20 protein-coding genes are annotated in these 24,978 nt (G+C 72.0%); 14 read left to right on the forward strand and 6 right to left on the reverse strand.

The annotated features are described in order from the left end of the window. Nucleotides 1-179: 179 nt before the first annotated feature. The 7 genes from DN051_RS42515 (at nucleotide 180) to DN051_RS42545 (ending at nucleotide 7,900) form a co-directional block, all read left to right on the forward strand. On the forward strand, nucleotides 180-1,163 hold the full coding sequence (locus tag DN051_RS42515) for an STM4015 family protein (protein ID WP_112443100.1): 984 nt from the start codon (nucleotides 180-182) through the stop codon (nucleotides 1,161-1,163). After that, on the forward strand, nucleotides 1,160-2,314 hold the full coding sequence (locus DN051_RS42520; protein ID WP_112443101.1) for an STM4014 family protein: 1,155 nt from the start codon (nucleotides 1,160-1,162) through the stop codon (nucleotides 2,312-2,314). Before DN051_RS42515 ends, DN051_RS42520 begins: the two co-directional genes overlap by 4 nt. A gap of 301 nt (nucleotides 2,315-2,615) precedes the next feature. Continuing rightward, nucleotides 2,616-3,473: an STM4013/SEN3800 family hydrolase gene (locus DN051_RS42525; protein WP_112443387.1), complete on the forward strand. Its 858-nt coding sequence runs from the start codon at nucleotides 2,616-2,618 to the stop codon at nucleotides 3,471-3,473. Then, nucleotides 3,470-4,903: an STM4012 family radical SAM protein gene (locus DN051_RS42530; protein WP_112443102.1), complete on the forward strand. Its 1,434-nt coding sequence runs from the start codon at nucleotides 3,470-3,472 to the stop codon at nucleotides 4,901-4,903. Before DN051_RS42525 ends, DN051_RS42530 begins: the two co-directional genes overlap by 4 nt. Nucleotides 4,904-4,913: 10 nt before the next feature. Continuing rightward, nucleotides 4,914-5,822 (forward strand): STM4011 family radical SAM protein, encoded by a 909-nt coding sequence (locus DN051_RS42535; RefSeq protein WP_112443103.1) that lies wholly within the window; start codon nucleotides 4,914-4,916, stop codon nucleotides 5,820-5,822. Then, entirely contained in the window at nucleotides 5,819-6,529 is a 711-nt protein-coding gene (locus DN051_RS42540; protein ID WP_112443104.1) for a sulfite exporter TauE/SafE family protein, read from the forward strand. Before DN051_RS42535 ends, DN051_RS42540 begins: the two co-directional genes overlap by 4 nt. Before the next feature lie 177 nt (nucleotides 6,530-6,706). Then, the gene (locus DN051_RS42545) at nucleotides 6,707-7,900 is read left to right on the forward strand and encodes a PP2C family protein-serine/threonine phosphatase (protein WP_246041280.1); all 1,194 of its coding nucleotides are present in this window, start codon (nucleotides 6,707-6,709) and stop codon (nucleotides 7,898-7,900) included. Nucleotides 7,901-7,986: 86 nt separating this feature from the next. Here the strand turns inward: DN051_RS42545 and DN051_RS42550 are convergent, their stop codons facing one another. Both DN051_RS42550 and DN051_RS42555 read right to left on the reverse strand, forming a co-directional pair. After that, nucleotides 7,987-8,481 (reverse strand): DUF6415 family natural product biosynthesis protein, encoded by a 495-nt coding sequence (locus DN051_RS42550; protein WP_112443105.1) that lies wholly within the window; start codon nucleotides 8,479-8,481, stop codon nucleotides 7,987-7,989. 149 nt (nucleotides 8,482-8,630) lie between these two features. Next, a complete protein-coding gene (locus DN051_RS42555; protein WP_112443106.1) occupies nucleotides 8,631-9,815 on the reverse strand; it encodes a helix-turn-helix domain-containing protein in 1,185 nt (394 codons plus the stop codon). A 116-nt stretch (nucleotides 9,816-9,931) separates the two neighbouring features. On the opposite strand from DN051_RS42555, the gene DN051_RS42560 reads away from it, so the two are divergent. The 6 genes from DN051_RS42560 to DN051_RS42585 all read left to right on the forward strand — a co-directional run bounded on the left by DN051_RS42560 (nucleotide 9,932) and on the right by DN051_RS42585 (nucleotide 17,733). Beyond that, on the forward strand, nucleotides 9,932-10,510 hold the full coding sequence (locus tag DN051_RS42560; RefSeq protein WP_112443107.1) for a flavoprotein: 579 nt from the start codon (nucleotides 9,932-9,934) through the stop codon (nucleotides 10,508-10,510). A gap of 147 nt (nucleotides 10,511-10,657) precedes the next feature. Then, nucleotides 10,658-13,297 carry a SpoIIE family protein phosphatase gene (locus tag DN051_RS42565; RefSeq protein ID WP_112443108.1) on the forward strand — a complete coding sequence of 880 codons (2,640 nt, stop codon included), beginning with the start codon at nucleotides 10,658-10,660 and terminating at the stop codon, nucleotides 13,295-13,297. A 146-nt stretch (nucleotides 13,298-13,443) separates the two neighbouring features. Continuing rightward, on the forward strand, nucleotides 13,444-14,940 hold the full coding sequence (locus DN051_RS42570) for a glycoside hydrolase (RefSeq protein WP_112443109.1): 1,497 nt from the start codon (nucleotides 13,444-13,446) through the stop codon (nucleotides 14,938-14,940). A 388-nt stretch (nucleotides 14,941-15,328) separates the two neighbouring features. Beyond that, nucleotides 15,329-15,835, forward strand: a complete 507-nt coding sequence (locus DN051_RS42575; RefSeq protein ID WP_112443110.1) for a SigE family RNA polymerase sigma factor — start codon at nucleotides 15,329-15,331, stop codon at nucleotides 15,833-15,835. Then, nucleotides 15,829-16,254 (forward strand): hypothetical protein, encoded by a 426-nt coding sequence (locus DN051_RS42580; RefSeq protein WP_112443111.1) that lies wholly within the window; start codon nucleotides 15,829-15,831, stop codon nucleotides 16,252-16,254. Before DN051_RS42575 ends, DN051_RS42580 begins: the two co-directional genes overlap by 7 nt. A 24-nt stretch (nucleotides 16,255-16,278) precedes the next feature. Continuing rightward, on the forward strand, nucleotides 16,279-17,733 hold the full coding sequence (locus DN051_RS42585; RefSeq protein ID WP_112443112.1) for a DUF2079 domain-containing protein: 1,455 nt from the start codon (nucleotides 16,279-16,281) through the stop codon (nucleotides 17,731-17,733). A gap of 44 nt (nucleotides 17,734-17,777) precedes the next feature. On the opposite strand, the gene DN051_RS42590 is transcribed toward DN051_RS42585, so the two are convergent. From DN051_RS42590 to DN051_RS42600, 3 genes are all read right to left on the reverse strand, one after another. Further along, nucleotides 17,778-18,707 (reverse strand): NADP-dependent oxidoreductase, encoded by a 930-nt coding sequence (locus DN051_RS42590; protein WP_112443389.1) that lies wholly within the window; start codon nucleotides 18,705-18,707, stop codon nucleotides 17,778-17,780. Between the two features lie 642 nt (nucleotides 18,708-19,349). After that, nucleotides 19,350-20,768, reverse strand: coding sequence for a DEAD/DEAH box helicase (locus DN051_RS42595; RefSeq protein ID WP_112443113.1), 1,419 nt, complete (start codon nucleotides 20,766-20,768; stop codon nucleotides 19,350-19,352). A gap of 422 nt (nucleotides 20,769-21,190) precedes the next feature. Beyond that, nucleotides 21,191-21,937, reverse strand: a complete 747-nt coding sequence (locus tag DN051_RS42600) for a TetR/AcrR family transcriptional regulator (protein WP_053763509.1) — start codon at nucleotides 21,935-21,937, stop codon at nucleotides 21,191-21,193. Nucleotides 21,938-22,050: 113 nt separating this feature from the next. Here DN051_RS42600 and DN051_RS42605 point away from each other — a divergent pair, with 113 nt between their 5' ends. After that, a complete protein-coding gene (locus DN051_RS42605; protein WP_112443114.1) occupies nucleotides 22,051-22,986 on the forward strand; it encodes an arginase family protein in 936 nt (311 codons plus the stop codon). A 301-nt stretch (nucleotides 22,987-23,287) separates the two neighbouring features. Here DN051_RS42605 and abc-f read toward each other — a convergent pair whose 3' ends face one another. Continuing rightward, nucleotides 23,288-24,940 (reverse strand): ribosomal protection-like ABC-F family protein, encoded by a 1,653-nt coding sequence (gene abc-f / locus DN051_RS42610; RefSeq protein ID WP_112443115.1) that lies wholly within the window; start codon nucleotides 24,938-24,940, stop codon nucleotides 23,288-23,290. Between the last annotated feature and the right edge of the window lie 38 nt (nucleotides 24,941-24,978).

The following is a 24,978-nucleotide window of genomic DNA, read 5'->3' on the forward strand; positions in this document are numbered from 1 at the left end:
GTGTTCCACGCTAGGGGGAGGGTCTGACAGTGAGGGTCGGACGCCGCGACGGGGCCGAGCCGCAGTCGACCCGGACTCCCGGCGCCTCGGCCCGGACTCCCTGCCGCCCGCGTCGTTGTCAGTGGGGCTTGATAGAACTTTCGAGCGACAGCAGCCCTTGGCGATTCTGGGAGTCGAACGTGTCCAATGCCGAACGTCCCGCGGAGTGGGGTGGGCTGCCCACCTTCGAGTTCCCCCTTCTCGAAGAGGACCTGCCCGAGTCCCTGCCCGCGGCCGACGCCGTCGCCTGGCGCATCACCGTCGAGGGCTACTACGACGTCGACCTCGGTCAGTGGGCGGCCACCTTCGCCCGGTTCGCCGAGGTGGTGGACCTCTCCCAGGTCCGGGCGCTCATCGTCGGCATCTGGCCCCAGGCGGCCATCCCGGACAACAACAAGCCGAACACGGAGGCCATCGACACCCTGGTCGCCGCGGCCGACCGGCTTCCCGCGCTGCGCGCCCTCTTCATCGGCGACATGACGTGGGACGAGTGCGAGATCTCCTGGATCGTCAACAGCGATGTGACGCCCCTGCTGAGGGCCTTCCCGCGGCTCGAGGAGTTCGGGGTGCGCGGCGGCGGATCGCTCGCCTTCCCTGCCGAGTCCCACTCCGTGCTGCGGCGCCTGGTCATCGAGACCGGCGCCCTGTCCAGGGAGGTCGTGCGCGGCGTGGGGGAGAGCGACCTGCCCGCCCTGGAGGACCTGGACATCTGGCTCGGCGATCCCGAGTACGGAGCGGACACCGAGGTGTCGGACCTGGAACCGTTCATGACCGGTGTCCGGCTGCCCGCGCTGCGCCGGCTGGCGCTGCGCAACAGTGCCATTCAGGACGAGATCGCCGCGGCCTTCGCGTCCGCCCCGGTCGTCGCCCGGCTCACCGAACTCAACCTGTCCCTGGGCACACTCGGCGACGAGGGCGCCACCGCGCTCCTGGACGGTCAGCCGCTCACCCACCTGGCCAAACTCGACCTCCACCACCACTACATCAGCGCGCCGGTCGCCGAGCGCATACGCGAGACACTGACCGCGCAGGGCGTGGCGGTCGACCTGAGCGAGGGCCCGGACGACCGGGGTGACGACTACGACGACGAGGAAGACGGCCGTTACGTCGCGGTGGCGGAATGACGCCCGGCCCGGCGACCGTCGACCCGTCCGCCCCGCCCCCGACAGGCCTGGCGGTCGTGGGTGTCCCGGGCCACCGCCGCGTCACCCTCTTCCAGGCAGCGCTGCGTTCCGCAGGTCTGCCGCCGGCACGTGTCGTGTCCTGGGCGGATGTGCTCACCGGGACCGCCCGCTTCCTGCCGGGCGAGCGGGTGCGCATCGACTCGCCCGGCGAGGACGCGCACGTCGACGAACTGCTGAGAGGCGTCCACGACTCCACCCGGGTCGAGGGCGGCGCACGCTGGTACGCGGCGTTCGTGGCCGCCGTCGAGCGCCTCGCCGACGACGTCCGGGCGGCCGGTGGCAGCCTCCTGGGCGAACCGGCCGAGCTGTCGGTGCTGTTCGACAAGCGGCTCTGCCACGCCAGGCTGGCCGCCGCGGGTGTGCCGGTGCCGCCGTCCCCGACCTCCGGGGCGGACGCGGCGCCGGTGCGAGGCTGGCCGGATCTGCGCAAGCTGCTCGACGAGCCCGGTCTGCGCCGGGTCTTCGTGAAGCCGGCGCACGGTTCCTCCGCCTCCGGTGTCCTTGCCGTCGAGTCCGCGCCGGGAGGGCGGTTGCGGGCCACGACCTCCGTCGAACGCACCCCCTCCGGCGCGCTGCACAACTCGCTGGGGGTGCGCACCTACGACGACGAGGCGACGGTCGGCGCCCTCGTCGACGCGCTCGCCCCGGACGGGCTGCATGTCGAACGGTGGCTGCCCAAGGCGTCGTTGGACGGCCGGTCCGTCGATCTGCGGGTCGTCGTGATCGCGGGCCGGGCCACCCATGTCGTGCCCCGCACGGCGGCGGGACCGATCACCAACCTCCACCTCGGCGGCAGGCGGGGCGACCTGGACGCGGTCCGCGCGGCGGTGTCCTTCGCCGGAGGCGACTGGTCCGAGGCGCTGGGCATCTGTGAGCGGGCCGCGGCACTCTTCCCGGGCACGCCGTGTGTCGGTGTGGACCTGTTGCCGGCGGTCGGCTGGCGGCGGTTCGCCGTCGGCGAGGTCAACGCCTTCGGGGATCTGCTGCCCGGCCTGGCGGGTCTGCCCGGCGGCCCCGCCGAAGGCCTGGACACCTACGCCGCCCAGGTCGCCGCCCTGACCGGCGCGATACCGGTGCTCCCGCCGCCCTGACCGGCGCGAGACCGGTCCTCCCGCCGCCTGGCCCGGCCCGTGCCGCGTCCGCCCGCCCCCTGACCGCTCTCCGTTCGTCCCCCGCCACGTCAGGGGCAGTGCCCCTCGTCCTCCGCCCACCCCCCTGACCGGTGCGGTGCGCGAGCCGTCATCACCCGTCCCTACCGCCCCGCGCAGACAACCCGCTGGACCCCGTCCGGCCTCCGGCCGTGACCGCACGACAGGAAACTCCATGCACACTCACTCCCCGGCCCCGGACCTGCCGCGCGAAACACCGGACCTGAACCGCGAAACACCGGACATGAACGAGGTGATCGGCCGCGACGACCTCCTCCTCATCACCCTCGACACGCTGCGCTACGACGTGGCGGAGCAACTCGCCGCGCAGGGACGCATCCCGAATCTCGCCGCGCACCTGCCCGGCGGGCGGTGGCAGCGGCGGCACGCGCCCGGCAGTTTCACCTATGCCTCGCACCAGGCGATGTTCGCGGGATTCCTGCCGACCCCCGCCGCGCCCGGTCCGCATCCCCGCCTCTTCGCCGCCCGCTTCGCCGGCAGTGAGACGACGGCCGGGCGCACCTGGGTGTTCGACGCCCCGGACCTGGTCTCGGGCCTGGCGGACGCCGGTTACCGCACCGTCTGCATCGGCGGTGTGGGCTTCTTCAACCAGCAGGCCGCCCTCGGATCCGTACTGCCCGGGATGTTCCAGGAGGCGTACTGGGAGCCCTCGTTCGGCGTGACGTCGCCGACGTCGTTCGAGGAGCAGATCGCCCGCGCCGAACGCGTCGTGGCCGACCTTCCGCCGCAGCGGCGTCTGTTCCTGTTCGTCAACGTCTCCGCGATGCACCAGCCCAACTGGTTCCACGCCCCGGGCGCGACGGCACAGGACGGGGACTCGCGGGAGACGCACGCCGCCGCCCTGGAGTACGTGGACCGCCACATCGGGCGCCTCTTCGACGCGATGCGCAGCCGGCGCCGGTGCTTCGCGATCGTCTGCTCCGACCACGGCACCACGTACGGCGAGAGCGGCTACACCGGCCACCGTCTCGCCCATGAAGCGGTGTGGACCGTTCCGTACGCCCACTTCTTCCTCGAACCGGCCACCTCGGCGCCGGCCGCCCCGGCACCGGCCCGCGCCGCCGAAGGGACCCCACGATGACCACACCCACCACGGCGACCACCGCCACCACGCCCACGGCGACGGCCACCACGGCGACGCCCACGGCCACCCCCCGAAGCGTGAGCGACCCCGCGCCCCGCCCGTACGAGAGTTACGTCTACGCCTACCCGCACAAGACGGCCTACCGAAGGCTGCCCGACCGCCCGGCTCTGCGCGACCTGTGGTCCGGCGAGGCCACGGACGCGCTCTCGCTCTATCTGCACATCCCCTTCTGCGAGGTCCGCTGCGGGTTCTGCAATCTGTTCACCCGCATCGGGGCTCCCGAGGGTCTGACCGGGGCGTACCTCGACGCGATGGAACGGCAGGCGCGCGCCGTCCGCGGCGCGCTCGGCGGTCCGGTCCGCTTCGCCGCCGCGGCGTTCGGCGGCGGCACGCCCACGTTCCTGACGGCGGCCGAACTCTCCCGCCTGTGCGACATAGCGGAGGACGCCGCGGGCGCGGACCTGCGCGCCGTACCCCTGTCGGTGGAGGCGTCGCCGTCCACGGCGACCGCCGACCGGCTCGCCGTGCTCGCCGAGCGGGGGACCACCCGGCTGAGCCTCGGTGTGCAGAGCTTTGTCGACGCCGAGGCCCGTTCGGCGGTCCGCCCGCAACGCCGCGCCGACGTCGAGGCGGCCCTCGGCCGGATCAGGGACGCCGGGATCCCCGTCCTCAACGTCGACCTGATCTACGGCATCGACGGCCAGACCGAGACCACCTGGCGCCACTCCCTGGAGGCGGCCCTCGCCTGGCGGCCGGAGGAGCTGTACCTGTACCCGCTGTACGTCCGCCCGCTCACCGGTCTCGGGCGCCGCACCGCGGACCTGCCGGACCCCCTCTCGGACCGGGCCTGGGACGAGCAGCGGCTGCGCCTGTACCGGTACGGCAGGGACCTGCTGCTCGACGCCGGGTACGAGCAGGTGTCGATGCGGATGTTCCGCCAGCCGGGGATTCCGTCGTCGTCCGCCGAGGACTACGCCTGCCAGACCGACGGCATGGTGGGCCTGGGCTGCGGCGCCCGTTCGTACACCTCCCAGGTGCACTACTCCTTCGACTACGCCGTCGACATGCGGGAGATCCGCACCATCGTCGACGACTACGTCGCCCGGCCCGAGACGGACTTCGCGCACGCGGAGTACGGCCGGTGGATGGACGCGGACGAGGCGCGCCGCCGCCATCTCGTGCAGTCGCTGCTCCAGGCGGAGGGCATGGAGACGGCGGCGTACGAGGCCCGGTTCGGCACCGGGCCGTGGGACGACTTCGCGCCCGAACTGACCGCGTTCCGCGCCGCCGGATGGCTCGCCGAGGACGGGGCGGCGGCCGGGCGGCTGCGCCTGGGCCCGGAGGGCCTGGCGCACTCGGACGCCGTCGGCCCTGCCCTGTTCTCGCCGGCCGTGCGTGCCGCGATGACCGCCTATGAGCGCAAGTGAGGGAGGCGGCATGGACCTGACCGTGCTTTATCGCGGTCCCCTCGCGTCCTGCGACTACGACTGCCCGTACTGCCCGTTCGCCAAGCGCCGTGACAGCCGGGCCGCTCTCACCGCCGACCGCGCCGCTCTGGAGCGCTTCACGGCGTGGGCGGCGGGGCAGACCGGTGACCGGCTGTCCGTGCTGTTCACCCCGTGGGGCGAGGGGCTGGTGCGCTCCTGGTACCGGCGGGCCCTGATGGAGCTGTCGCACCTCGCGCATGTGCGGCGGGTCGCGATCCAGACCAACCTGTCCTGCCGTACCGGGTGGACCGCCGAGGCGGACCGGGACACGCTGGCGCTGTGGTGCACGTACCACCCGGGGCAGACACCGTACGACCGCTTCCTGGGCAAGTGCCGTGAGCTGGCCGAGGCGAACGTGCGCCACAGCGTCGGGATCGTCGGCCTCCCCGGCCATCTGGAGCACGCCCGCCGTCTGCGCGCCGCGCTGCCCGAGCAGGTCTACCTGTGGGTCAACGCCGCCGAAGGACACGGCTACACCGATGCCGAGGCGGCCCGCTGGACCGAGATCGACCCGCTCTTTCCGTACAGCCGTCACCCGCACGCCTCCGCCGGACTGCCGTGTCGCACCGGTGAGTCGGTGGTGTCGGTGGACGGCGACGGGACGGTCCGCCGCTGCCACTTCGTCAAGGCCGAGCTGGGCAACCTCTACGACGGCAGCTACCGCGCCGCCCTGCGCCCCCGCCCGTGCCCGCTGACGGTCTGCGACTGCCACATCGGGTACGTGCACCTGGAGTCCCTGCCGCTGTACGACGTCTTTGCCGGAGGAGTCCTGGAACGCGTCCCCACGCCGGAAGCCCGCTCCGGAGCGCGGGGCGGGCCCGTACCGGTCGACATCGCGGTACGTCCCGCGCTGCCATGAGTCCGGGGACGCCGGCGGTCCTCGCCGTCACGGTGGCCGTGGCCGCGTTCGTCCAGGGCAGCAGCGGGCTGGGTTTCGCGCTGATCGTCGCACCCGTCGCCGGGATCCTCGATCCGGGCCTGGTCCCGGTCTTCGTCCTGGCGTCGATGATCCCGCTCAACGCGTACGTCGCCTGGCGTGAGCGGGAATCGCTCGACCTGCGCGGCGCGGCCTGGATCACCGGGGCCAGACTCGCCGCCACTCCGGGCGGACTGGCGCTGCTCTGGCTGATCCCCGAACGCGATCTGGGGCTGTTCGTGGGTATGGCCACCGTGCTCGCGGCCGTCGTGAGTCTGGCGGCGCCGGCGTTCTCACCCGGCCGCGCGGCCTACCTCGGTGCCGGTGCGGTGACGGGCCTGACGGAGACCGCGACCGGCGTCGGCGGACCCCCGCTCGCGCTGGTCTACCAGCACCGGCCGCCCGCCGAACTGCGCTCCACCGTGGCCGCCTGCTTCCTGGTGGGCGAGGTCGCCTCTTTGGTGCTGCTCCACGCGACCGGGAGAGCCGATGCGGGCGAACTCGGCTCGGCCGCCTTGCTGCTGCCCGCCACAGCCGTCGGTGCCTGGCTCAGCCGTCTGACGCACCACCGTCTGGACGCCCGCAGGATGCGCCTGTTCGTCCTCGTCTTCGCGCTGATCTCGGGGCTCGTTCTGATCCTCGGGGCCTGAGGGCCCCGCCTGCGCGTGCGTCGGCCACGAACACCTCGGCCCGGCCCTGCGGCGCGCCCACGAGCACACGGTCACCTACAGCCGACCGACGGCGGACTAGGGAAAATCCATAGCCATTTTTAGGGCGTTTTGCCGCACTCTGGGTGGGTCGTGGATCCGAAGGTCAGAGGTCATGCAGTGGTCACGTTCCCCACCCCCGCACCAGGCATCGCGGGTATCACGAGCGCCGTCCGTCGCGTCGGGCCACCCGGTGACCGTCGCCCCTGGCTGGTGGCCGTGCCGTTCGTACTGATCGTGGTCATCGTGCTGGCCGACCTGCTGACACCGCCCAGCATCCGCTTCACCCCGTTCCTGGCCGCGGCGCCCGCGGTCACCGCCTCGTTCGCCGGGGCCCGGACGACCGCGGGGGTGGGCGCTCTGGCGGTGGCGTCGCAGATCGCCACCGACCACGCGGAGGCGCCGGCCCACCTCAACGAGACCGTGGCCACGATCGCTCTGCTGGCCGTGTCCGTCTTCGTGGCTCTCTTCGCCCGTCTGCGCGAGCACTACGGCCGCCGCTACGACCAGGCTCGGTCCCTCGCGCTGACCGCCCAGAATGCTGTGCTCAGGCCCTTGCCGCTGCGCCTGGGACGGATCGAGATCGCCTCCGTCTACCTCGCGGCCGAGGCGGAGGCCGTGATCGGCGGGGACCTCTACGCGGCCGCCCGAACCGCCACCGGCACCCGCCTGATGATCGGCGACGTGCGCGGCAAGGGACTGGGCGCCATCGGGGAAGCGGCGCTCGTGATGGGCGCCTTCCACGCCGCCGCGCACCAGACCCCGAGCCTGGACGGGCTGGTCTCCACCCTGGACGGTGCGCTCGCCGCCGCGCCCGACCACGCCGACACCCCACGCGCCGGCCACGGAGAGGAATTCGTGACCGCTCTGCTGCTGGACGTGCCCGACCGGGCCGGGCCGATCGGCGTCGCGTCGTGCGGCCACCCCCCGCCCGTCGTCGTACGCCACGGACGGCCGTTCGTGCCCCCACTGCCCGACGCGGCGCCTCCGCTCGGCCTGGGACTCGCGTCGGCGCATGTGCGGACCGGGTCCATACCGTGGATGCCGGGCGACATCGTGCTGCTGTGCACCGACGGCGTTCTCGAGGCCCGCGACAGCGGCGGACGCTTCTATCCCCTCACCGAACGTATCCGCTCGTGGCCCGGCGGCGACCCGCGGTCGCTAGTCGCCTACCTGCGCACGGACCTGCTCCGGCACACCGGCGGCGGAGCCCTCAACGACGACGCCGCGCTCGTGGCGTTCCGCCGCGTCCCGCACGCGGCCCGTACGATCCCGGAACCACGGCAGGCCGTCCGGCCCTCGGCGGGCCGCTGAGCCTCTTCCCGGGCCGGCGCGTGCGGGCATGGCGCGTGGCGATCGGCGTCCATGCGCCCCGGTGCCGCTCCGGGGCGGGAGCCGCCTCAGCGCGGGCCGCGTGGCGCGTGCGCGCAGTGGGTGTGGACGCGGCCGGCCCGTGCGGCGCCGCCGCACGGAGTGACCCTGTCGTACGGCACCCAGGCGTCGCCGGACTCGATCGGCTTGTCGCAGGCCAGGCACATCGCCAGGCCCGTGAGTGCGTCGTAGTGGTCGCACAGGGCCACGACGGATCTCGCGAGCCGTTCGACGCGTTCGACCTCACCGCGCAGCCCCGCGGCCTCGGGCGCCTTCAGGCGCTGCCGCGCCGCACCGACACAGGCCAGCGCTACCTTCGCGGGCACGTCGTCCGGCGGCAGGGCGTCGCAGAGGTGCTCGATCTGCGGGATGAGCCGGCCCAGTTGCCCTTGGAAATCCTCATCGAAAGCCTTCACGATCTGGTGCCGGGGCAGGGACCGCTGATCGATGAACCAGGAGGCCTGGGCACGCAGGAGTCCGGTGGACGACGCGGGGACCGCGGGATCGTCCCGAGTATCACTCACCAAGACCTGCCCGTCGGTGCACGGGGCGGGCGCAGGGTTCGAACCGGGCGGTGTCGCACGACATGTCGACGCTCCTTCTCAGGTCTGGGAGACGTGAGAAAAGAGTGACACTCTGCGCGCAAGAGAACACTCACAGTTCTGTGAGTGCGTCACAGGCCGATCCAGGCCGCCATGTGATGGAGCGTCTCGGGGGTCCGTCGTGACAGATGGACCAGACCGGAGATCGTCTCGCGGGCCGCCGGGTGATACCTGGTCTGCTCGGGTGCCAGCCGCCTCGCCTCGGTCAGGGACTTCAGAGCCGACTCGGTGTGTCCGACCTCCATCTCGGTCCGTGCTCGGTCGATGAGGAAGTGGGCCCGTCGGGACGTGGCCATGTGCGCGGGAAGCCGGATCTCCTTGCCCTGCTTGAGTGCGTCGTCGTACTGACGCATCTCGACGGCGGCGGACATCTCATGCAGCGCCACATTGGCCGGGCCGAAACTGAGCCAGTGCACGTCCGAGGCGTCACCGATGAGCGTCGCGATCCGGCGCGCCTCCGCGATGTGCAGCATCACCGCCCCTTCGTCCTCGGCACGTGCCGAGATGACCGAGGCACCGAGGTGCAGTTGACCGGTGACGGCCAGGGCCTCGCGGGATTCGCCGGCCTGACCGACAGCGCTGTGTCCCGCCGCGACGAGCCGCCTCCCGATCCGGTACTCGCCCTCCCGGAAATACACGAGGGCCCTCATGTACTGCCGTACGGCTCCCAGACACGGATCGGAAGCGCGCTCCGCCGCCCACGCCATGCGATCCAGGGCGACGGAGGACAGGTCGTAGTAACCGAGCTTGACGGTGATGTCGTGCGCGGTCCGGTAGGCGGACGCGAGGGCCTGCCACAAGCGGGTGGACGGTGACGACCACGCGGTGTGGGTGAGTTCAGCGATCAGGTCGGGCAGCTCACGGGCCACGTTCCGCAGGCGGGCCGCGCGCACCTCGGCGCACATCCGGTCCGCCTCGGCCACGAGCCGCTCCGGCGTTCGCACCGTCAGGTCCGCGTCGGGACCCAGGTCGTAAAGATCGAGTGACTCCCGGATCGGGCGCACGAGTTCGGCGAGCCGGTCGCGCTGCAAGTCGGTCAGGTACGGCTGGCCCGTCAGGATCGTGACGTCGACGTTGAGGGCCTTGGCGCAGGCCGCGACAAAGGCGGCCGTCGCGGGGCGGGCGCCGCATTCCACCTGGTTGAGGTAGCTGTAGGAATAGGGCAGCCGGACGGCCAACTGGCGCTGGGTGAGCCGGGCAAGTCTGCGCTGTTCCTTGATGCGTGCGCCCGTGTGGTCGTCGTCCAGTGGCGGCATACCGGCCTCCGTTCTGAGCACCCACGGGGAACGGTACCCGCGCCCCCCGGCGGTTGTGGACGTTCCGTCCCGAGTCCCCCGTGAGCCGTAACGGTCGGGTGTGGTCCGATGGGCGCATGACGACACCAGACCGAGTGCTGTACCTGTTCGGCTCGGCGGCGCCGCCCGTCTTCGACATCGGGGCGGTCGTGCGGGAGGCGCAGTCCCGCGGCTTCGATGTGTGCCTCGGCCTCACCCCCACAGCGTCGCGCTGGATGGCATCACAACTCCCTGAGTTGGAGCGGCTGACCGGCCGTCCTGTGCGCAGCGAGTACAAGATGCCCGGCGAACCGGACGTGTGGCCGAAGGCGGATGTCATCGCGGTCGCACCGGCCACGTTCAACACGATGAACACCTGGGCGCTCGGCCTCACGCACGACTTTGTCGTCGGCGTCGTCGCCGAGGGCATCGGCAAGCGCATCCCGACGGTCACGATGCCGTGCGTGAACGCCGCCTACGTGCAGCACCGGCAGTTCGAACGCAGCGTCGCGGAACTACGGGCCATGGGCGTCTACGTGTTGTACGGCGAAGGCGGCTTCATCCCGAACGAACCTGGTCAGGGCAAGCCGAAGGAGTACCCGTGGCACTTGGTCCTCGACGCCGTCCAAGAGATCGCCGGGGGTGGTGGATCCCCGGAACCGCCCCCGCATTGTTGAAGTGTTAATCAACTTCCACCGCACATTCCGTAGCCGAATGCGCTTCGCCAATGCTAGAAATAGCCCGTAATGAACCATTTGGTGAAGTTCCGACGGTTCTGGCCCAGCTCTTCAGTGGTCAGGCACGTGCGGAGCGTGGCCGGGCAAATGGTTCTCCTCCAGGTCTCGCTGGTGCTCCTGCTCGTGTGCTGCGCCGTGTTGGCGCAGCACGTGATATCGCACCGCTCGGGCAGTGACGAGGCCAAACGGCGTTCCGTCGCCGTCGCGGAGACCTTCGCCCACGCGCCGGGAGTCCTGCCCGCGCTCAAGGGTTCCGACCCGACGCGGGTGCTCCAGCCGCTCACCGAGGCGGGACGCAGATCCGCCGGTGTCGACTTCATCGTGGTCATGGACACGAAGGGCATCCGCTACACCCACCCGCTGCCCAGCCTCATCGGGAAGCGGTTCGTCGGCGACATCGGGCCGTCCGTCGAGGGCAAGGTGCACACCGAACGCGTCGACGGCCCCCTGGGCCACGAGGTGCAGGCCGTCGTTCCCGTCATGGACCGCGACGGGACGGTGGTGGGGCTGGTCTCCGCCGGTCTGAAGAACCAGAACGTGATCAACCAGGTGGACCGGCAGACGCCCGTCATCCTGAGCACAGGAGCGGGCGTGATGGCGGTCGCCACCGTCGGCACGGCCCTCATGGGCAGACGGCTGCGACGCCAGACGCACCGACTCGCCCCGCACGAGATGACCCGCATGTACGAGCACCACGACGCGGTCCTGCACTCGGTGGGCGAAGGGGTGCTGATCGTCGGTGCAGACCGGAGGCTGCTGCTCGCCAACGACGAGGCCCGACGGCTGCTGGGGCTGTCCCGGGAGGCCGAGGGGCGGCCCGTGACGGAGCTGTGCGGCCTCGCCGAAGGCATCCGGGAACTGCTGCTGTCCGGGCGTGCGGCCGACGACGAGGTGCACCGCGTCGGAGACCGTCCGCTGCTGGTCAACCAGCGGCCGGCGCATCACGGCGCCGACCCCGGTGGCACGGTGGTCACGCTGCGCGACTCGACCGAGCTCCACGAGGTGTCCGGCCGGGCGGAACTGACCCGGGAGCGGCTGGAGCTGCTGTACGACGCCGGGCTGGGCGTCGGCACGACCCTCGAAGTGGCCCGGACCAGCGAGGAACTCGCGCAGATCGCCGTACCCCGCTTCGCCGACTTCGTCACCGTCGACCTCGCCGACGCCGTCCTGCACGGCGAGGAACCCTCACCCACGGCCACGGGCATGCGGCGCACGGCCGTGACCGGCATCCGCGACGACCACCCGCTGTACGAGAAGGGCACCCTGATCGACTTCCTGCCCTGCACCCCGCAGGCCCTCGGATACCGCACCGGGCGGGCCGAGCTGGTGGTCGAGCTGTCGGCAGCCCACACCTGGCACGCCCAGGACCCCCACCGTGCCGACCGGGTCCTGGACTACGGCATCCACTCCCTCATCACCGCCCCGATCGAGGCCCGCGGCATCGTGCTCGGCATGGTCAACTTCTGGCGGCGCGAGCCGCGTACGCCCTTCGACGAGGAGGACCTGCTGCTGGCGGACGAGTTGGTGGCCCGTGCCGCGGTCAGCATCGACAACGCCCGCCGCTACACACGGGAACACGCCCTCGCGGTGACCCTGCAACGCAGTCTGCTGCCGCAGGCACTGCCGGAGCAGACCGCCCTCGACGTCGCCTACTGCTACCTGCCCGCCCAGTCGGGTGTCAGCGGCGACTGGTTCGACGTCATTCCGCTGTCGGGCAGCCGCGTCGCACTGACCGTCGGCGACGTCGTCGGCCACGGCCTGCATGCCGCCGCGACCATGGGACGACTCCGTACCGCCGTGCACAACTTCGCCACCCTGGACCTGTCCCCGGACGAGCTGCTCAGCCATCTGGACGACCTCGTCGGCCGTATCGACCAGGACGAGTCGACCACGAAGGACGCCACCGGCGTGGTGGGAGCGTCCTGCCTGTACGCCGTCTACGACCCCGTCACGCGCCGCTGCGCGATGGCGCGCGCGGGCCATCCGGCCCCCGCGCTCGTCGACGCGGACGGCCGCGTCGGCTTCCTCGACCTGCCCGCGGGGCCACCTCTCGGGCTGGGCGGCATGCCGTTCGAGACCGCCGAGTTCGACCTGGCCGAGGGCTCCCAGCTCGTCCTCTACACCGACGGCCTCATCGAGGACCGCAGCCGCGACATCGACGTCGGCATGGAGCTGCTGCGTGCCGCGCTGGCCGACCGCGTCGACGGTTCCCCCGACCAGCGCTGTCGCGACCTGGTCACCGCGCTGCTGCCCGAGCGGCCGAAGGACGACGTCGCCCTGCTCATCGCCCGCAGTCGCGCCCTCCCGCCCGACCAGGTCGCCGACTGGGACGTGCCCTCGGACCCGGCCGCCGTGGCGGGCATGCGCACCGCGGTGGCGGAACAGTTGCGCGAGTGGGGCCTGTCCGAACTCGACTTCAGTGTCGAACTGGCCCTGAGCGAACTGCTCACCAACGCGATCCGGCACGCCTCCGACCCGATCCACGTACGGCTGATCCACGACCGCACCCTGATCTGCGAGGTGTCCGACGGAAGTTGCACCTCGCCGCACCTGCGGTACGCCGCCACCACCGACGAGGGCGGCCGCGGCCTCTTCCTGGTCTCCCAGACGTCCGAACGCTGGGGCACCCGGTACACGGCCCGCGGCAAGGTGATCTGGGCGGAGTACGCGCTGCCCACCCCGGGTGGAGGGGTTCCCCGGCAGGGGGCCCGGGCCGCGGGTAGCTGAGCGGTACCGGTCGGCGCGAATCGACGAGGCTTCGTCAAACGGTTTTAGAAAGGCCTGTCACAACCCTGGACAACCTGCTGATCACCAACCGATGCTTCTCGACAGTCACCACGGGACGGGGCCGTGAACTGGAGCGGAGTATCCACATGATCAGACGCAGAACCCTCCTGGCCGCGACGGGAGCGGGCGTCCTCGGCAGTACCTTGGCGACCGGTACGGCGCGCGCCGACGCGACGATCACCATCGACCCGTCGGCGAACCGGGGTGTCTGGGAAGGGTGGGGCACCTCGCTGTCCTGGTGGGCGCGGGCCCTCGGCGATCAGGACATCTTCGCCGACCTCTTCTTCACGACCGACTGGGTCACGTACCGCAACAAGTCGATTCCCGGGCTCGGCCTCAACATCGCCCGCTACAACGCCGGTGCGAGCAGCTGGAACCAGACCGCGAGCGGCGACAGGATGGTCGTCTCCAGCGGAATCCAGCCCTGGAAGCGCATCGAGGGATTCTGGCAGGACTGGACGAGCGCGAATCCTTCGTCCTCGGCGTGGAACTGGAACGCCGACGCCAACCAGCGCGCCATGCTGCTCAAGGCGGTCCAACGGGGTGCGATCAGCGAGCTGTTCGCGAAGTCCCCGATGTGGTGGATGTGCAAGAACCACAACCCCTCGGGGGCGCAGCAGAGGTTCCAGGACAACCTCCAGGCCTGGAACCAGCGCGATTACGCCTACTACCTGGCCACCGTCGCGTCGCACGCCCGGGAGAACTGGGGCGTGGACTTCGTGTCCGTGGAGCCCTTCAACGAGCCCTCCGCCGAATACTGGCATGCGGGGAACGTGCAGGAGGGCTGCTACACGAGCCGAGGCCTGCAGAAGACGCTGCTGTCCCACCTGCGCACCGAACTGGACAACTACGGTCTGACGGGCACCAGGATCGCGGCATCCGACGAGACCAGCATCACCCATGCTCTCGCGACGTGGGACGCCTTCGACGCGCCCACGCGCGCTCTGGTGGACCGCGTGAACGTCCACGGCTACGAGCAAGGTACGCCGCCTCGTGCGCAGCTGTACCAGAAGATCGTCACCGACGCGGGCAAGGGCCTGTGGAACTCCGAGACCGGCAACGGCGACCACGCGGGCTTCTCGATGGCCCTGTCCATCCTCGCGGACTTCCGTGAACTGCGTCCGACCGCCTGGGTCTACTGGCAGGCGATGGACAACAACCCGAACTGGGCCATGATCGACTACACGCCGCCGACGGGGACGGGCGTCACCCCCACGACACCGGCACAGCCCGGCTACGTCAGGCCCAAGTACTACCTGATGGCCCAGTTCAGCCGGCACATCCGCCCCGGCATGAAGATCCTCGCAACCGGTGACCCGATGTCCGTGGCGGCGCTGGACGAGAAGACCGGCAAGCTGGTCATCGTGGTCGCCAACAGCGGCAGTACGCTCCAGAACATCACGTTCGACCTCTCCCGCTTCTCCGCGGTGACCGGCCGCCCGGACGGCGTGGTGCCCCGGTGGAACACCGGCGCGGGCGACTCCTACACCCAGCGGTCCACGACCCTCAACGGCAAGTCGGTGACCGTCCCGGTCAACGCGCGGTGCCTCCAGACGGTGGAAGTGGACGGCGTGGTCGCGTAGCGCGTCGGCGCCATCCGCTCACCTCGGCTGAGCAGTTCACCTCGGTGGCCCGGGGCGACGCCGTCCGGCGTCCGTCCCTTTGGTTCCGGTTCACACGGCGAACACGGCCCGCCACCAGCCACTTTCGTGCGCGCTCAGCCGGCGGACCACCGTCGGCCCGGTCGGTTCGCCGCCCCTTCCCCTGTCACTGGTGCGTGCTCACATGGGACATGTGCGGGCCGGCCGGTCCGCCGTCGCCGGGTGCGTGACACGCAGGCCTCGGCTCCGTCAGGCCCTCGCGCCTTCACACCTGCCGGACAGGATCCGGAGATTTGTGCGGCCCGATGTCAACCAGGACAGCCGCTCCCGCCCTATACCCGGTGAGACCCGTCCGACCGCTGGGAGCCGCATGACCGAAGAGGAGTTCCAGGAGTTCTACGTGCACTCCGTCTCGCGGCTCGTCGGGCAGCTGTACCTGATGACGGGTGACCTCCACGAAGCGCAGGACGTCGTGCAGGAGGCGTTCGTCCGCGCGTGGGGGCGCCGGTCGCGGCTGACCCAGGACGCAGGTCCCGAGGCCTGGCTCCGCACCGTCGCCTGGCGGCTCGCCATCAGCAGGTGGCGCCGCCGCGGGCGGACCGCCGAGGCGTGGCGGCGGCACGGCAACGGTCTGACGAGCACCGTGCCCGCACCCGACCCCGGCACGGTCGCGCTGGTCGCGGCGCTGCGCCGACTGCCCGACCGGCAGCGGCGTACCGCCGTCCTGCACTACGTGTGCGACCTGAGCGTGGAGCAGATCGCGGCCGAGACCGGCGTGGCGACCGGGACGGTCAAGACCCATCTGTCGCGGGCCAGGAAGGCTCTCGCACCGCATCTGACCGCCGCAGAGGAAGCCGAGGACGCAGCAGCATGGTGACCGAACCACGCGACGAAGCGGTCGCCGCCGCACTCAAGGCCGTCGCGGCGGCCGGGGCGCGGATGGCCGTACCCGAGTCGGCCGACCGCATCGTGGCGCGCGGCGTCCGCCGCCGACGCCGCACGGTGGCCGCCGCCGCTGCCGTCGCCGTATGCGTCCTGACCAGTACGAGTGCGATCGCGGCGCTCTGGCTGCGCCCCGACCCGCTGCCCACGCCCATGGCCCCGCCCCCGACGCTCCACGGCTCCTCGCCGGCACCGGGTTCCTCGTTCCCCCTCTCCGGGTCGTTCTCCACGAACCCGGCGCGGTCCGGGTCCACCGCTTCCGCACCAGGCTCCCCGACGCCCACCGAAACCCCGACCGGTGATGCCTCTCCCTCGCCCGGCACCACGCCCCCCACCGGTTCTCCCACGCCGTAGCCGACCCGAGAAAGCCCCCCACCCATGCGCGCAACCACCCTCGAGGCACCGGCCGACCGCACCGAACCGGTGCCGATACCGGGGGCGCGGCAGCCCGTCGCGCCCCGCACCCGGAAGCGGTCCCGGCGGCGGGATCGCGCCCCGCACCTCCTCGCGCTCGCGCTGTTCACCGCGTACGCGACCCACTCCGCGCTCCGCTACCACCGTATGGAGACCCGCTCCTGGGACCTGGGCATCTTCGAGCAGGCCATTCGCGCCTACGCGCGACTCCAGGCCCCGGTCGTCGACCTCAAGGGGCCGGGCACCAACATCCTCGGCGACCACTTCAGTCCGGTCACCGCGCTGATCGCCCCCGCCTACCGCGTGTTTCCCACGCCCGTCACCCTGCTCGTCGTCCAGGCGGCGCTGTTCGCGCTCGCCGCGATCCCGGTCACCCGCGTGGCCACCCGCCTGCTCGGCCGGGCCCCCGGTCTGGCGATCGGTGTCGCCTTCGGACTGTCCTGGGGCATGCAGCAGGCGGTCGACTTCGACTTCCACGAGATCTGCTTCGCCGTACCGCTGATCGCCTTCTCCCTGGAAGCGCTGCTGTGCCGACGATGGCGCGCCGCCCTGCTGTGGGCCGCGCCGCTCGTGCTGGTCAAGGAGGACCTGGGGGTCACCCTCGCCGCGATCGCCCTGGTCGTGGCGTGGCGGGCCCGCCGTGAGACGTCCCGGGCGACCGTGTACGCGCTGGGCGTCGCCGCCTTCGGTCTGCTCGCCACCGCCGTCACCCTCACGGTCGTGATTCCCGCCTTCAACGGCTCGGGCGGCTACGACTACTGGGAGAAGGTCGACGGCGGACCGTCCCCCTTCGCCGCCGCCGACGTCAAACTCCGCACCCTGGCCTGGCTGTTGCTGCCCACCACGGGCCTGCTCGCCGTCCGCTCCCCGCTCGTACTGGTCGGTGTCCCCACCCTCGGCTGGCGCTTCCTGTCCGGGGAGGAGCACTACTGGTCCACCGACTGGCACTACAACGCGGTGTTGATGCCGGTCCTCTTCCTCGCCCTGGTGGACGCCGTCGCCACCTCCCGGCGCAGCCCGCGCCCCTGGCTGCGCGCGTACGCGGACCGGCTCCCGGCCTGCGCCGCGGCAGCCGCGCTCGCCCTGACCACCGCGCAACCCCTGTCGGCCCTCACCGACTCCGCCACCTATCGCAAGCCGCCGCGTGCCGCCGCGGCCGAGAACCTCCTCGCCCGCATCCCCGACGGCGCGACCGTCGAGTCCGACGTGGGCCCCATCAGCCGACTGGCCGGCCGCTGCCGCGTCCTGTGGGTCGGCGACACCCGGGGCGTCACCCCCGACTGGATCGCGCTGAACAACAACTCCGGCTGGGTGGAGGACCCCCTCGCCTACGCCCGCCAGCTCCACCCGAAGGCGACGTACCGGCTGTCCGGCGAGGCGGGCGGCTATCTGCTGCTGCAACTCGTGGACCGCAGCTAGACGTATGGACCCGCCTGCGGCGAACGCCGGCTGCCGGGCGGAGGTCAGTCCTGCTCGACCGAGAGGACCAGCTTGCCGCGGGTGCGGCCCTCGGCGCTGAGGCGCCAGGCCTCGGCCGCCTCCGCGAGCGGGAGGACCTTGGCGACCGGGACGGTCAGGCGCCCCTCGCCGGCCAGCCGGCCCAGTTCGGTCAACTGGGCGGCGTCAGGCCGTACCCACACGTAGTGGCCGCCGTGCGCGGTGACCTCCGCGTCGACGATCGAGGCGATCCGGGACGGGTCCTTCACCAGACCCTGCGACACCTCGACGGCGTCACCGCCGATGAAGTCGAGGGCCGCGTCGACGCCGTCGGGGGCCAGCGCGGCCACCCGGTCCGCCAGGCCTTCTCCGTACGTCACGGGCTCGACGCCCAGGCCGCGCAGGAACTCGTGGTTGTGCTCGCTCGCGGTGCCGATCACCCGGGCGCCGCGGGCGAGGGCGATCTGCGCGCCGAGCACGCCGACACCGCCGGCGGCGGCATGGACGAGGACCGTCCAGCCGTCGCGCACCCCGACGCGCTCCAGCGCCTGGAGCGCCGTGAGCCCGGCCAGCGGCACACCGGCGGCCTCCTCCCAGGAGAGCACGGCGGGCTTGCGGGCCAGCATGCGCACGTGGGCCGAGACCTGCTCCGCGTACGCGCCGAGCTGCGCGGTGTCCTTGCGGATGTAACCGAAGACCTCGTCACCGGGGGCGAATTCGCTCACGTCGAAGCCCACGCGCTCCACGACACCCGCGACGTCCCACCCGGGGATCAACGGGAAGCGGCTCTCGACCAGGGCGTCCAGCATGCCCTCGGCCAGCTTCCAGTCCACGGGGTTCACCCCGGCGGCCTTCACCCGGACAAGAACCTCACCGGGCGCGACCTTGGGTTCGGGCTGCTCGGTCAGTTCGAGGTCGTCGGCGGTTCCGTAGCGCTTGAGCGTGATGGCCTTCATGACGGCCAGCATACGTGCAGACGCTTAATGGCAGCGTAAACAAATTATGTGCATGCATTCAAATACCCGGGGCGTGTCGGGCTCTGTCGGGCAGTCATGGCGCCGGTCGGCCTGCGCCGGAGCAGTGTGCACCTGCTGGACAGACGCTTGCAGGTGCGCGTTCCGCGAGGGAACTACGCGCTGTTCTCGCGTCGCCTGCCGGAGCGTCGATGCAGCGAACCGGTCACTGCGCGCCCGACCAGAACCACAAGAGCGGCCACCGCCACAAGGCGGACGGCGCTCCAGGTCGCGCCCACCACCGCTTCTTGCGACGAGGCTTCCACTCGGAGCCGTTCCGTCATCTCCACGGCCGCCGACACCGGGACGGGGTTCGCTGTGCGGGCCCCGGCTCGGTGTCGCTTTCGCGCCGCTGCGGCCTCGCGATCGTGATCGGCCGACGCTGCCCCGAGAGCCATCAACTGCCCTTTGTCCACCGGCCCTTGGCGCGCTTGAGGACGGGAGCCGGCTCGGCGAGCGGTGGTCAGCCGGGGGCACCTGCGCTGCCGCCCCCCGGTTCCGAGGGGCGGCAGCGCGGAGCTCTCCGGGCGAGGTGGCCGCCCCCTGCCGCCCGCGTCCCCCAGGACACCGCCCGGCAGTCCGGGATCAGCCGCCGCGGCGCACCCGGGCCGCCTGGCGGGCCTCCGCGAGCTTCCGGGCCTCGCTGCTCTTGCGGGACGACCTGCCACCGGAGCCGGTCTTCGCGTCCTTGGTGCTGCCCAGGCCGCGGAACGGGGCGTTGTGGTTCTTGGGCCGCGGTACGGCCGGCCCGCCGTCCAGAGGCTTTCCGGAGGGGGCCTTGGCGCCGGTGATCCGGCTCAGCTCCGCTTCCCCGGACCGCACTTTGGTGACCTTGGGGGCGACGTCGGCGTCCGCCATGACCTGGCTCGTCTCGCGGCGCTGTCCCGACAGGACGAGTGTCACGACGGTGCCGAAGCGGCCGGCCCGGGCCGTGCGGCCCGCGCGGTGCAGATAGTCCTTGGGGTCGGTGGCCGGGTCGACGTTGACCACGAGGTCGAGGTCGTCGACGTGCAGGCCGCGCGCGGCGACGTTCGTCGCGACCAGGGCAGTGACCTGCCCGTCCTTGAACTGGGCCAGGGTCCGGGTGCGCTGCGGCTGGGACTTCCCGCTGTGCAGGGCGGCGGCGGCCACACCGTTGGCCCGCAGATGCCGGGTGAGCTGATCGACACCGTGCTTGGTGTCCAGGAACAGCAGGACGCGGCCGTCCCGGGCGGCGATCTCCGTCGTCACGGCGTACCGGTCCGGGCCGTGCACGACGAAGACGTGGTGCTCGATCCCGGAGACCGCGTTGGACGAGGGGTCCACGGAGTGGACGGCGGGGTCGCGCAGGTAGTCCCGCACCAGCTGGTCGACGTCGCGGTCGAGGGTGGCGGAGAACAGCATGCGCTGCCCGTCGGGACGCACCTGGTCCAGCGCTTCGGTGACCTGCGGCAGGAACCCCATGTCACACATCTGGTCGGCCTCGTCGAGGACCGTGATGCGCACCTGTCCGAGCCGGCATCCCTTCCGTTCGATGAGGTCGTGCAGTCGGCCGGGCGTGGCGACGACGATCTCGGCGCCGTCCCGCAGCGTGGCGGCCTGCCGTCCGATGGACACCCCGCCCACCACGGTCGCGAGCCGCAGCCGCAGCGCCTGGGCGTACGGGGTGAGCGCCTCGCCGACCTGCTGCGCCAGCTCCCTGGTGGGTACGAGGACGAGCGCCAGCGGCTCCTTGGGCTGAGCGCGCCGCCCGGCCGTCCGGGCGAGCATCCCCAGGCCGAAGGCGAGCGTCTTGCCGGATCCGGTGCGGCCCCGGCCCAGGACGTCCCGTCCCGCGAGCGCGTTGGGCAGTGCCGCCGCCTGGATGGGGAAGGGCACCGTCACACCGTGCTCGTCGAGCGCCCGCAGGATCTCGGCCGGCAGCCCCAGCTCCGCGAAGGAGGCCGCCGGGGGCAGAGCGGCAGTGGCCGACGCCTCGGTCGCCTCGTCCTGCTGCCGGGCATCGGCACGTGCTGATTCGCTCACAGAGAGCCTTCCTCCGTAGGGACCGTACCGAGGAAGGCGCGGCGGGGACGCGGCCACCGGCCAGGGACCGCGAACCGGGCACCGACACAGCGAGGCTGCAAACGGACCACGCTAGCACGGGGCACACCGCCGGGGCAGCCGAGCAGCCCGGCCCGCGGACCCGGCACCGGGCGCCCGTCACCCGTCACCCGCCGTTCAGCGCCCTGGCATCACCGGGCCGGGGGTGCCGCCTCAGGCGGGCGGCGCGTCGGGGTAGAGGTTGTGGTGCACGGCGCGGCAGATGTGCTCGACGGCGGTCAGGCCGTGGTACTTGCCCAGGTGTGCCGGACTGTTTGCCCGGATGACTCTGCCTCGGTCGTCCTGGCGCGTTCCTTCCCCGATGCGGGGCGGCCGCGGGCCCGCGGCCGGACCCGCCTCGGCCGTCAGGAGGGGGAAGACGCGCGGGGGGCGCGCAGGCGCCGGGGGCGGGGGGCCTGGAGGTCGATGCGCTGCGGGCCGGGGTCGGGGAGCGGCCGGAACGGCAGGTCACCGGAGTAGCCGACGGCGAGGGTGAGCTGGCGGGCGGCCAGGCGCCTGGCGTCGGCGAGGGTGAGCCCGCCCGTCTCGGTGATCAGCCGATGGGTCAGGCCCTCCAGGAGGGCCATGGCGACGGCCGCGACGTCGGCCGGGTCGCAGTCGCTGAAGACGCCGTCCCGCAGCCCGGCCTCGACGACGGCGGCGAGCGGTTCGAGGAGGCGTGCGCGGAACTCGGCGAGCCTGCCGCTCATCTCCACCGAACCGGCGGAGCGGATCTTCAGCTCGGCCCACAGCCGGCATTCGAGGACGTCGTCGTGGGTGAGGGGAAGCCCGAAGTCGATCAGATCGGCCAGGCGCTCGGCGGGACGGTCGCGGTGCGACTGGCGGGTGCGGCGTTCGAGCCGGACCTCCTCGCGCGTGAGTGAGTACGCCAGGGCATCGGTGAGCAGCCGCTCACGGGAGTCGAAGTGGTAGTGCACCAGCGCGTTGGAGACCCCGGCGCGGCGGGCGATGTCGGCGAGGCGTACGCCGTCGAAACCGTCCCGGGCGATCAGCTCGACGGCGGCCTGGAGGATGCCCTCCTTGGCCCCGCGTGTCCTGGCTTCCGCGCCCTCGTCGGTGTCCCTGCCGGCACTGCCCGTCCTGTCGTCCACGGCATCGAATCCTGTCACAGGCCCTTGCCTCCCCACAGAGCCTGACCTTAATGTCAGGACCGTCTCCTGACTTTAACATCAGGCGATGCCCTCGGGGAGCTAGGAGAGCCTCAATGAGCCGTAACGCGACGATGTTCGGCCGAGACATGACGTTCCTCGGGGTCGACCCCTGCACGCTGGACGAGCCCGCCACCTACGAGGGCGCCGACGTGGTGATCGTCAGCGCGCCGTCGGATCGCCGCCACGGCGACCGGCCTTCGCTGCCGCTGCGCGTGGACGCGGTCCGGCAACTGCGGGTGCTGGATGCCGGAGACGTGGGGACGCTCCCCGCAGGGACCGAGGGGAGCACGGCCGCCGCGGCGGAGGCGGTGCGGCGGATCGCGAGGTCGGGCGCCGTGCCGTTCGTCCTGGGCACGGACCGCACGATCGGCCTGTCGGCTGTCACCGGCGTGGCGCGGCATCACGGAACGGGCCGGATCTCGGTCGTCCACATCGACGCGCACGCCGACACCGGGACCATCCGCTCCGGGCACCCGCACGGCCACGGCCGCCCGATGAGCCGTCTGCTGGAGGCGGGCGCCGTACGCGCGGACCGCCTTGTGCGGATGGGACCGTGCGGCGGATGGCCGCTCCCCGGGACACAGCAGGACGGCCAGGGCGTGCGCAGCTACCCGATGACCGAGATCGTCACCCGGGGCCTCGACGCCTGCGTGGACGAGGCGATGTCCGGCGCCGTCAGCGACTGCGACGGTGTGTTCCTCTCGATCGACCTCCACGTGAGCGCGCCGGTAACGACCCCCGGCGCCGATCCCCCCGGCGGACTGACCTCTCGCGGACTCCTGGACACGGTGCGCCGGCTGGCGTGCGAAGTACCGCTCCTCGGCATGGACGTCGTCGAGGCATCCACGCCCCACGACTACGCGGACATCACCGCGTTCCTCCGCCACCGCGTGGTGCTGGAAGCCCTCTCCGGCATGGCGTCCCGCCGCCGCGGCGACACCTGGCGGCCCGCCCGCGCGCTGCTCGTGGGACACGGGACGACCGTCTGACCGGGGCCGTCCGTCCCCGAACCGTCCCACGGGTGCGCCCACGCCGACGGCCCGCGCGTCACCACCGGGGCGGTCACGCACGGGCCGCGCGGATCGGTGACGGTCAGACCGAGCCCCGCCCGGCCGCGACCGCCGCCTCGACGGCGGCGGAGGTGCGGTCGGCACGCTGTTGTGGCGTCAGGAAGGTGGACATGGATCCCATGTTTCAGTGGATTGACGGCGTCAGGCGGAGAGTCAGACCTCTGGGCGATGCCATGGCCAATCCTCACTGTCCTGGCGATTCAGGGCGGGCCGGTCCCGGTCAGCGCCTGCGGCCGGCGTGCAGTTCCAGCCGCTCGGCTTCGAAGCGCGCACGGAAGTCGCGATCGTGCGAGACCGCGACCACCGCCCCCGGGTACACCGCGAGCGCCGCCCGAAGGTCCTCGACCAGGTCGAGTGCGATGTGGTTGGTCGGCTCGTCGAGGACGAGGAGGTCCGCGGGCCGGGTCACCAGGGTCGCGATCTGCAGCCGCCGCTGCTGTCCCACGGACAGCGCGGCGACCGGAACGCACAGGTCCTGTTCGCGGAACAGGCCCAGGGACAGGAGCTGTTCGGCGTGCTCGTCCGGCAGCCCGGGCCGCCCGGTGGCGAACGCGGCGAGCAGCGTCAGCCGCGTGGCGTGCGCCGGCAGTTCCTGAGTGAGGTAGCCGATCCGGGCGGGGCGGCGCGCCGTGCCCGCGTCCGGTTGCAGGTCGCCCGCCAGGACGCGCAGCAGCGTCGTCTTGCCCGCGCCGTTCCCGCCCGTGACAAGGAGGCGCCCTCCGGGCTCGATCGCCAGGAGCCCGTCCAGGCGCAGCCGTTCCCCGACCCGTACGTTGTCGAGCTCGGCGAGTGTGCCCTGGACCGGGCCGCCGGCTGCCGACGGCAGCGCCGCCGTGAACCTGAGCGGTACCGGCGGCTTTGCCACCGGGTTGCGCCGCAGCCGATCCAGGCGCTCGCGCACCGAGCGCACCTGCCCGCCGAGCTTCGCCTCGCTGGAGCGGCGGTGCTTGCCGAAGCCCTGCTTCGGGTCGTGGCCGGTGGTGGCCAGCCTCCTGCCCGCGGCCCCCAGCAACTCCTCCGTGCGGGCCACCTCCTCGGCCCAGTCCGCGTACCGCTGCTCCGCTCCGCGCCGGGCGGCGGCCTTCTCGGCGCGGTAGCCGGCCCAGCCGTCGCCGTACCGGCGCACGGTGCACTCGTCCCGGTCGACCTCGAGGATCGTGGTAGCGATGCGCTCCAGGAAGCCGCGGTCGTGGGTGACTGCGACAACGGTGCCGCGGTGTGCGCGCAGGTGTACCTCCAGCCAGCGCACGGCCGCCGCGTCGAGGTGGTTCGTCGGTTCGTCCAGGAGCAGCAGTTCGGGGGCGGCGGCCAGGACGCAGGCGAGCGCGAGGCGCGACTGTTCGCCGCCGGACAATGAGCCGAGCATGCGCTCCCGGGTGATCCGGGCCAGCCCGAGCCCGTGCATGGCGGCATCCACACGGGTGTCCGCCTCGTATCCGCCGCGTTCCTCGTAAGCGATCAACAGCTCGCCGTACGCGGCAAGTTCCGCGTCCGACGCATCGGCGAGGGACTCCTCCGCGGCACGGAGCCTTCGCTCCATATCGCGCAGTTCGGTCAGAGCGAGGTCGACGGCGTCCTGCACGGTGCGGTCCGCATCGAGGGGCAGGGTCTGGGTGAGGTGGCCGGTTCCGCCGGGAAAGCGGACGGTGACCTCCCCGGCGTCCGGCGTCTCGGCCGTGGCGAGCAGCCGCAGCAAGGTGGACTTGCCGGAACCGTTCTCGCCGATGACGGCGGCCTTCTCACCCGGCCGGACGGTGAAGGAGACCTGGTCGAGGATGGTCCGGGTGCCGTACGACTTGGTGACGGACTTGACAGACAGTTGCGCCACCGCGGAGACAGTGGCGGGCAGGGCAGTGTGGGCGCGGTCGCGCATAGGACTTTCCCCGGGCGTACGAAGGGTCTACGGGCAGC

This window comes from Streptomyces cadmiisoli (assembly GCF_003261055.1).
Lineage (GTDB): Bacteria > Actinomycetota > Actinomycetes > Streptomycetales > Streptomycetaceae > Streptomyces > Streptomyces cadmiisoli.

Excerpts from the sequence above, each read along its gene's own strand:
- DN051_RS42590 (WP_112443389.1), bottom strand. The coding sequence starts at position 18,707 with ATGAAGGCCATCACGCTCAAGCGCTACGGAACCGCCGACGACCTCGAA.
- DN051_RS42570 (WP_112443109.1), top strand. The coding sequence starts at position 13,444 with ATGATCAGACGCAGAACCCTCCTGGCCGCGACGGGAGCGGGCGTCCTC.
- DN051_RS42555 (WP_112443106.1), bottom strand. The coding sequence starts at position 9,815 with ATGCCGCCACTGGACGACGACCACACGGGCGCACGCATCAAGGAACAG.
- DN051_RS42540 (WP_112443104.1), top strand. The coding sequence starts at position 5,819 with ATGAGTCCGGGGACGCCGGCGGTCCTCGCCGTCACGGTGGCCGTGGCC.
- DN051_RS42575 (WP_112443110.1), top strand. The coding sequence starts at position 15,329 with ATGACCGAAGAGGAGTTCCAGGAGTTCTACGTGCACTCCGTCTCGCGG.
- DN051_RS42530 (WP_112443102.1), top strand. The coding sequence starts at position 3,470 with ATGACCACACCCACCACGGCGACCACCGCCACCACGCCCACGGCGACG.
- DN051_RS42605 (WP_112443114.1), top strand. The coding sequence starts at position 22,051 with ATGAGCCGTAACGCGACGATGTTCGGCCGAGACATGACGTTCCTCGGG.
- DN051_RS42525 (WP_112443387.1), top strand. The coding sequence starts at position 2,616 with ATGAACGAGGTGATCGGCCGCGACGACCTCCTCCTCATCACCCTCGAC.
- DN051_RS42520 (WP_112443101.1), top strand. The coding sequence starts at position 1,160 with ATGACGCCCGGCCCGGCGACCGTCGACCCGTCCGCCCCGCCCCCGACA.
- DN051_RS42535 (WP_112443103.1), top strand. The coding sequence starts at position 4,914 with ATGGACCTGACCGTGCTTTATCGCGGTCCCCTCGCGTCCTGCGACTAC.
- DN051_RS42585 (WP_112443112.1), top strand. The coding sequence starts at position 16,279 with ATGCGCGCAACCACCCTCGAGGCACCGGCCGACCGCACCGAACCGGTG.
- abc-f (WP_112443115.1), bottom strand. The coding sequence starts at position 24,940 with ATGCGCGACCGCGCCCACACTGCCCTGCCCGCCACTGTCTCCGCGGTG.
- DN051_RS42565 (WP_112443108.1), top strand. The coding sequence starts at position 10,658 with ATGGTTCTCCTCCAGGTCTCGCTGGTGCTCCTGCTCGTGTGCTGCGCC.
- DN051_RS42560 (WP_112443107.1), top strand. The coding sequence starts at position 9,932 with ATGACGACACCAGACCGAGTGCTGTACCTGTTCGGCTCGGCGGCGCCG.
- DN051_RS42580 (WP_112443111.1), top strand. The coding sequence starts at position 15,829 with ATGGTGACCGAACCACGCGACGAAGCGGTCGCCGCCGCACTCAAGGCC.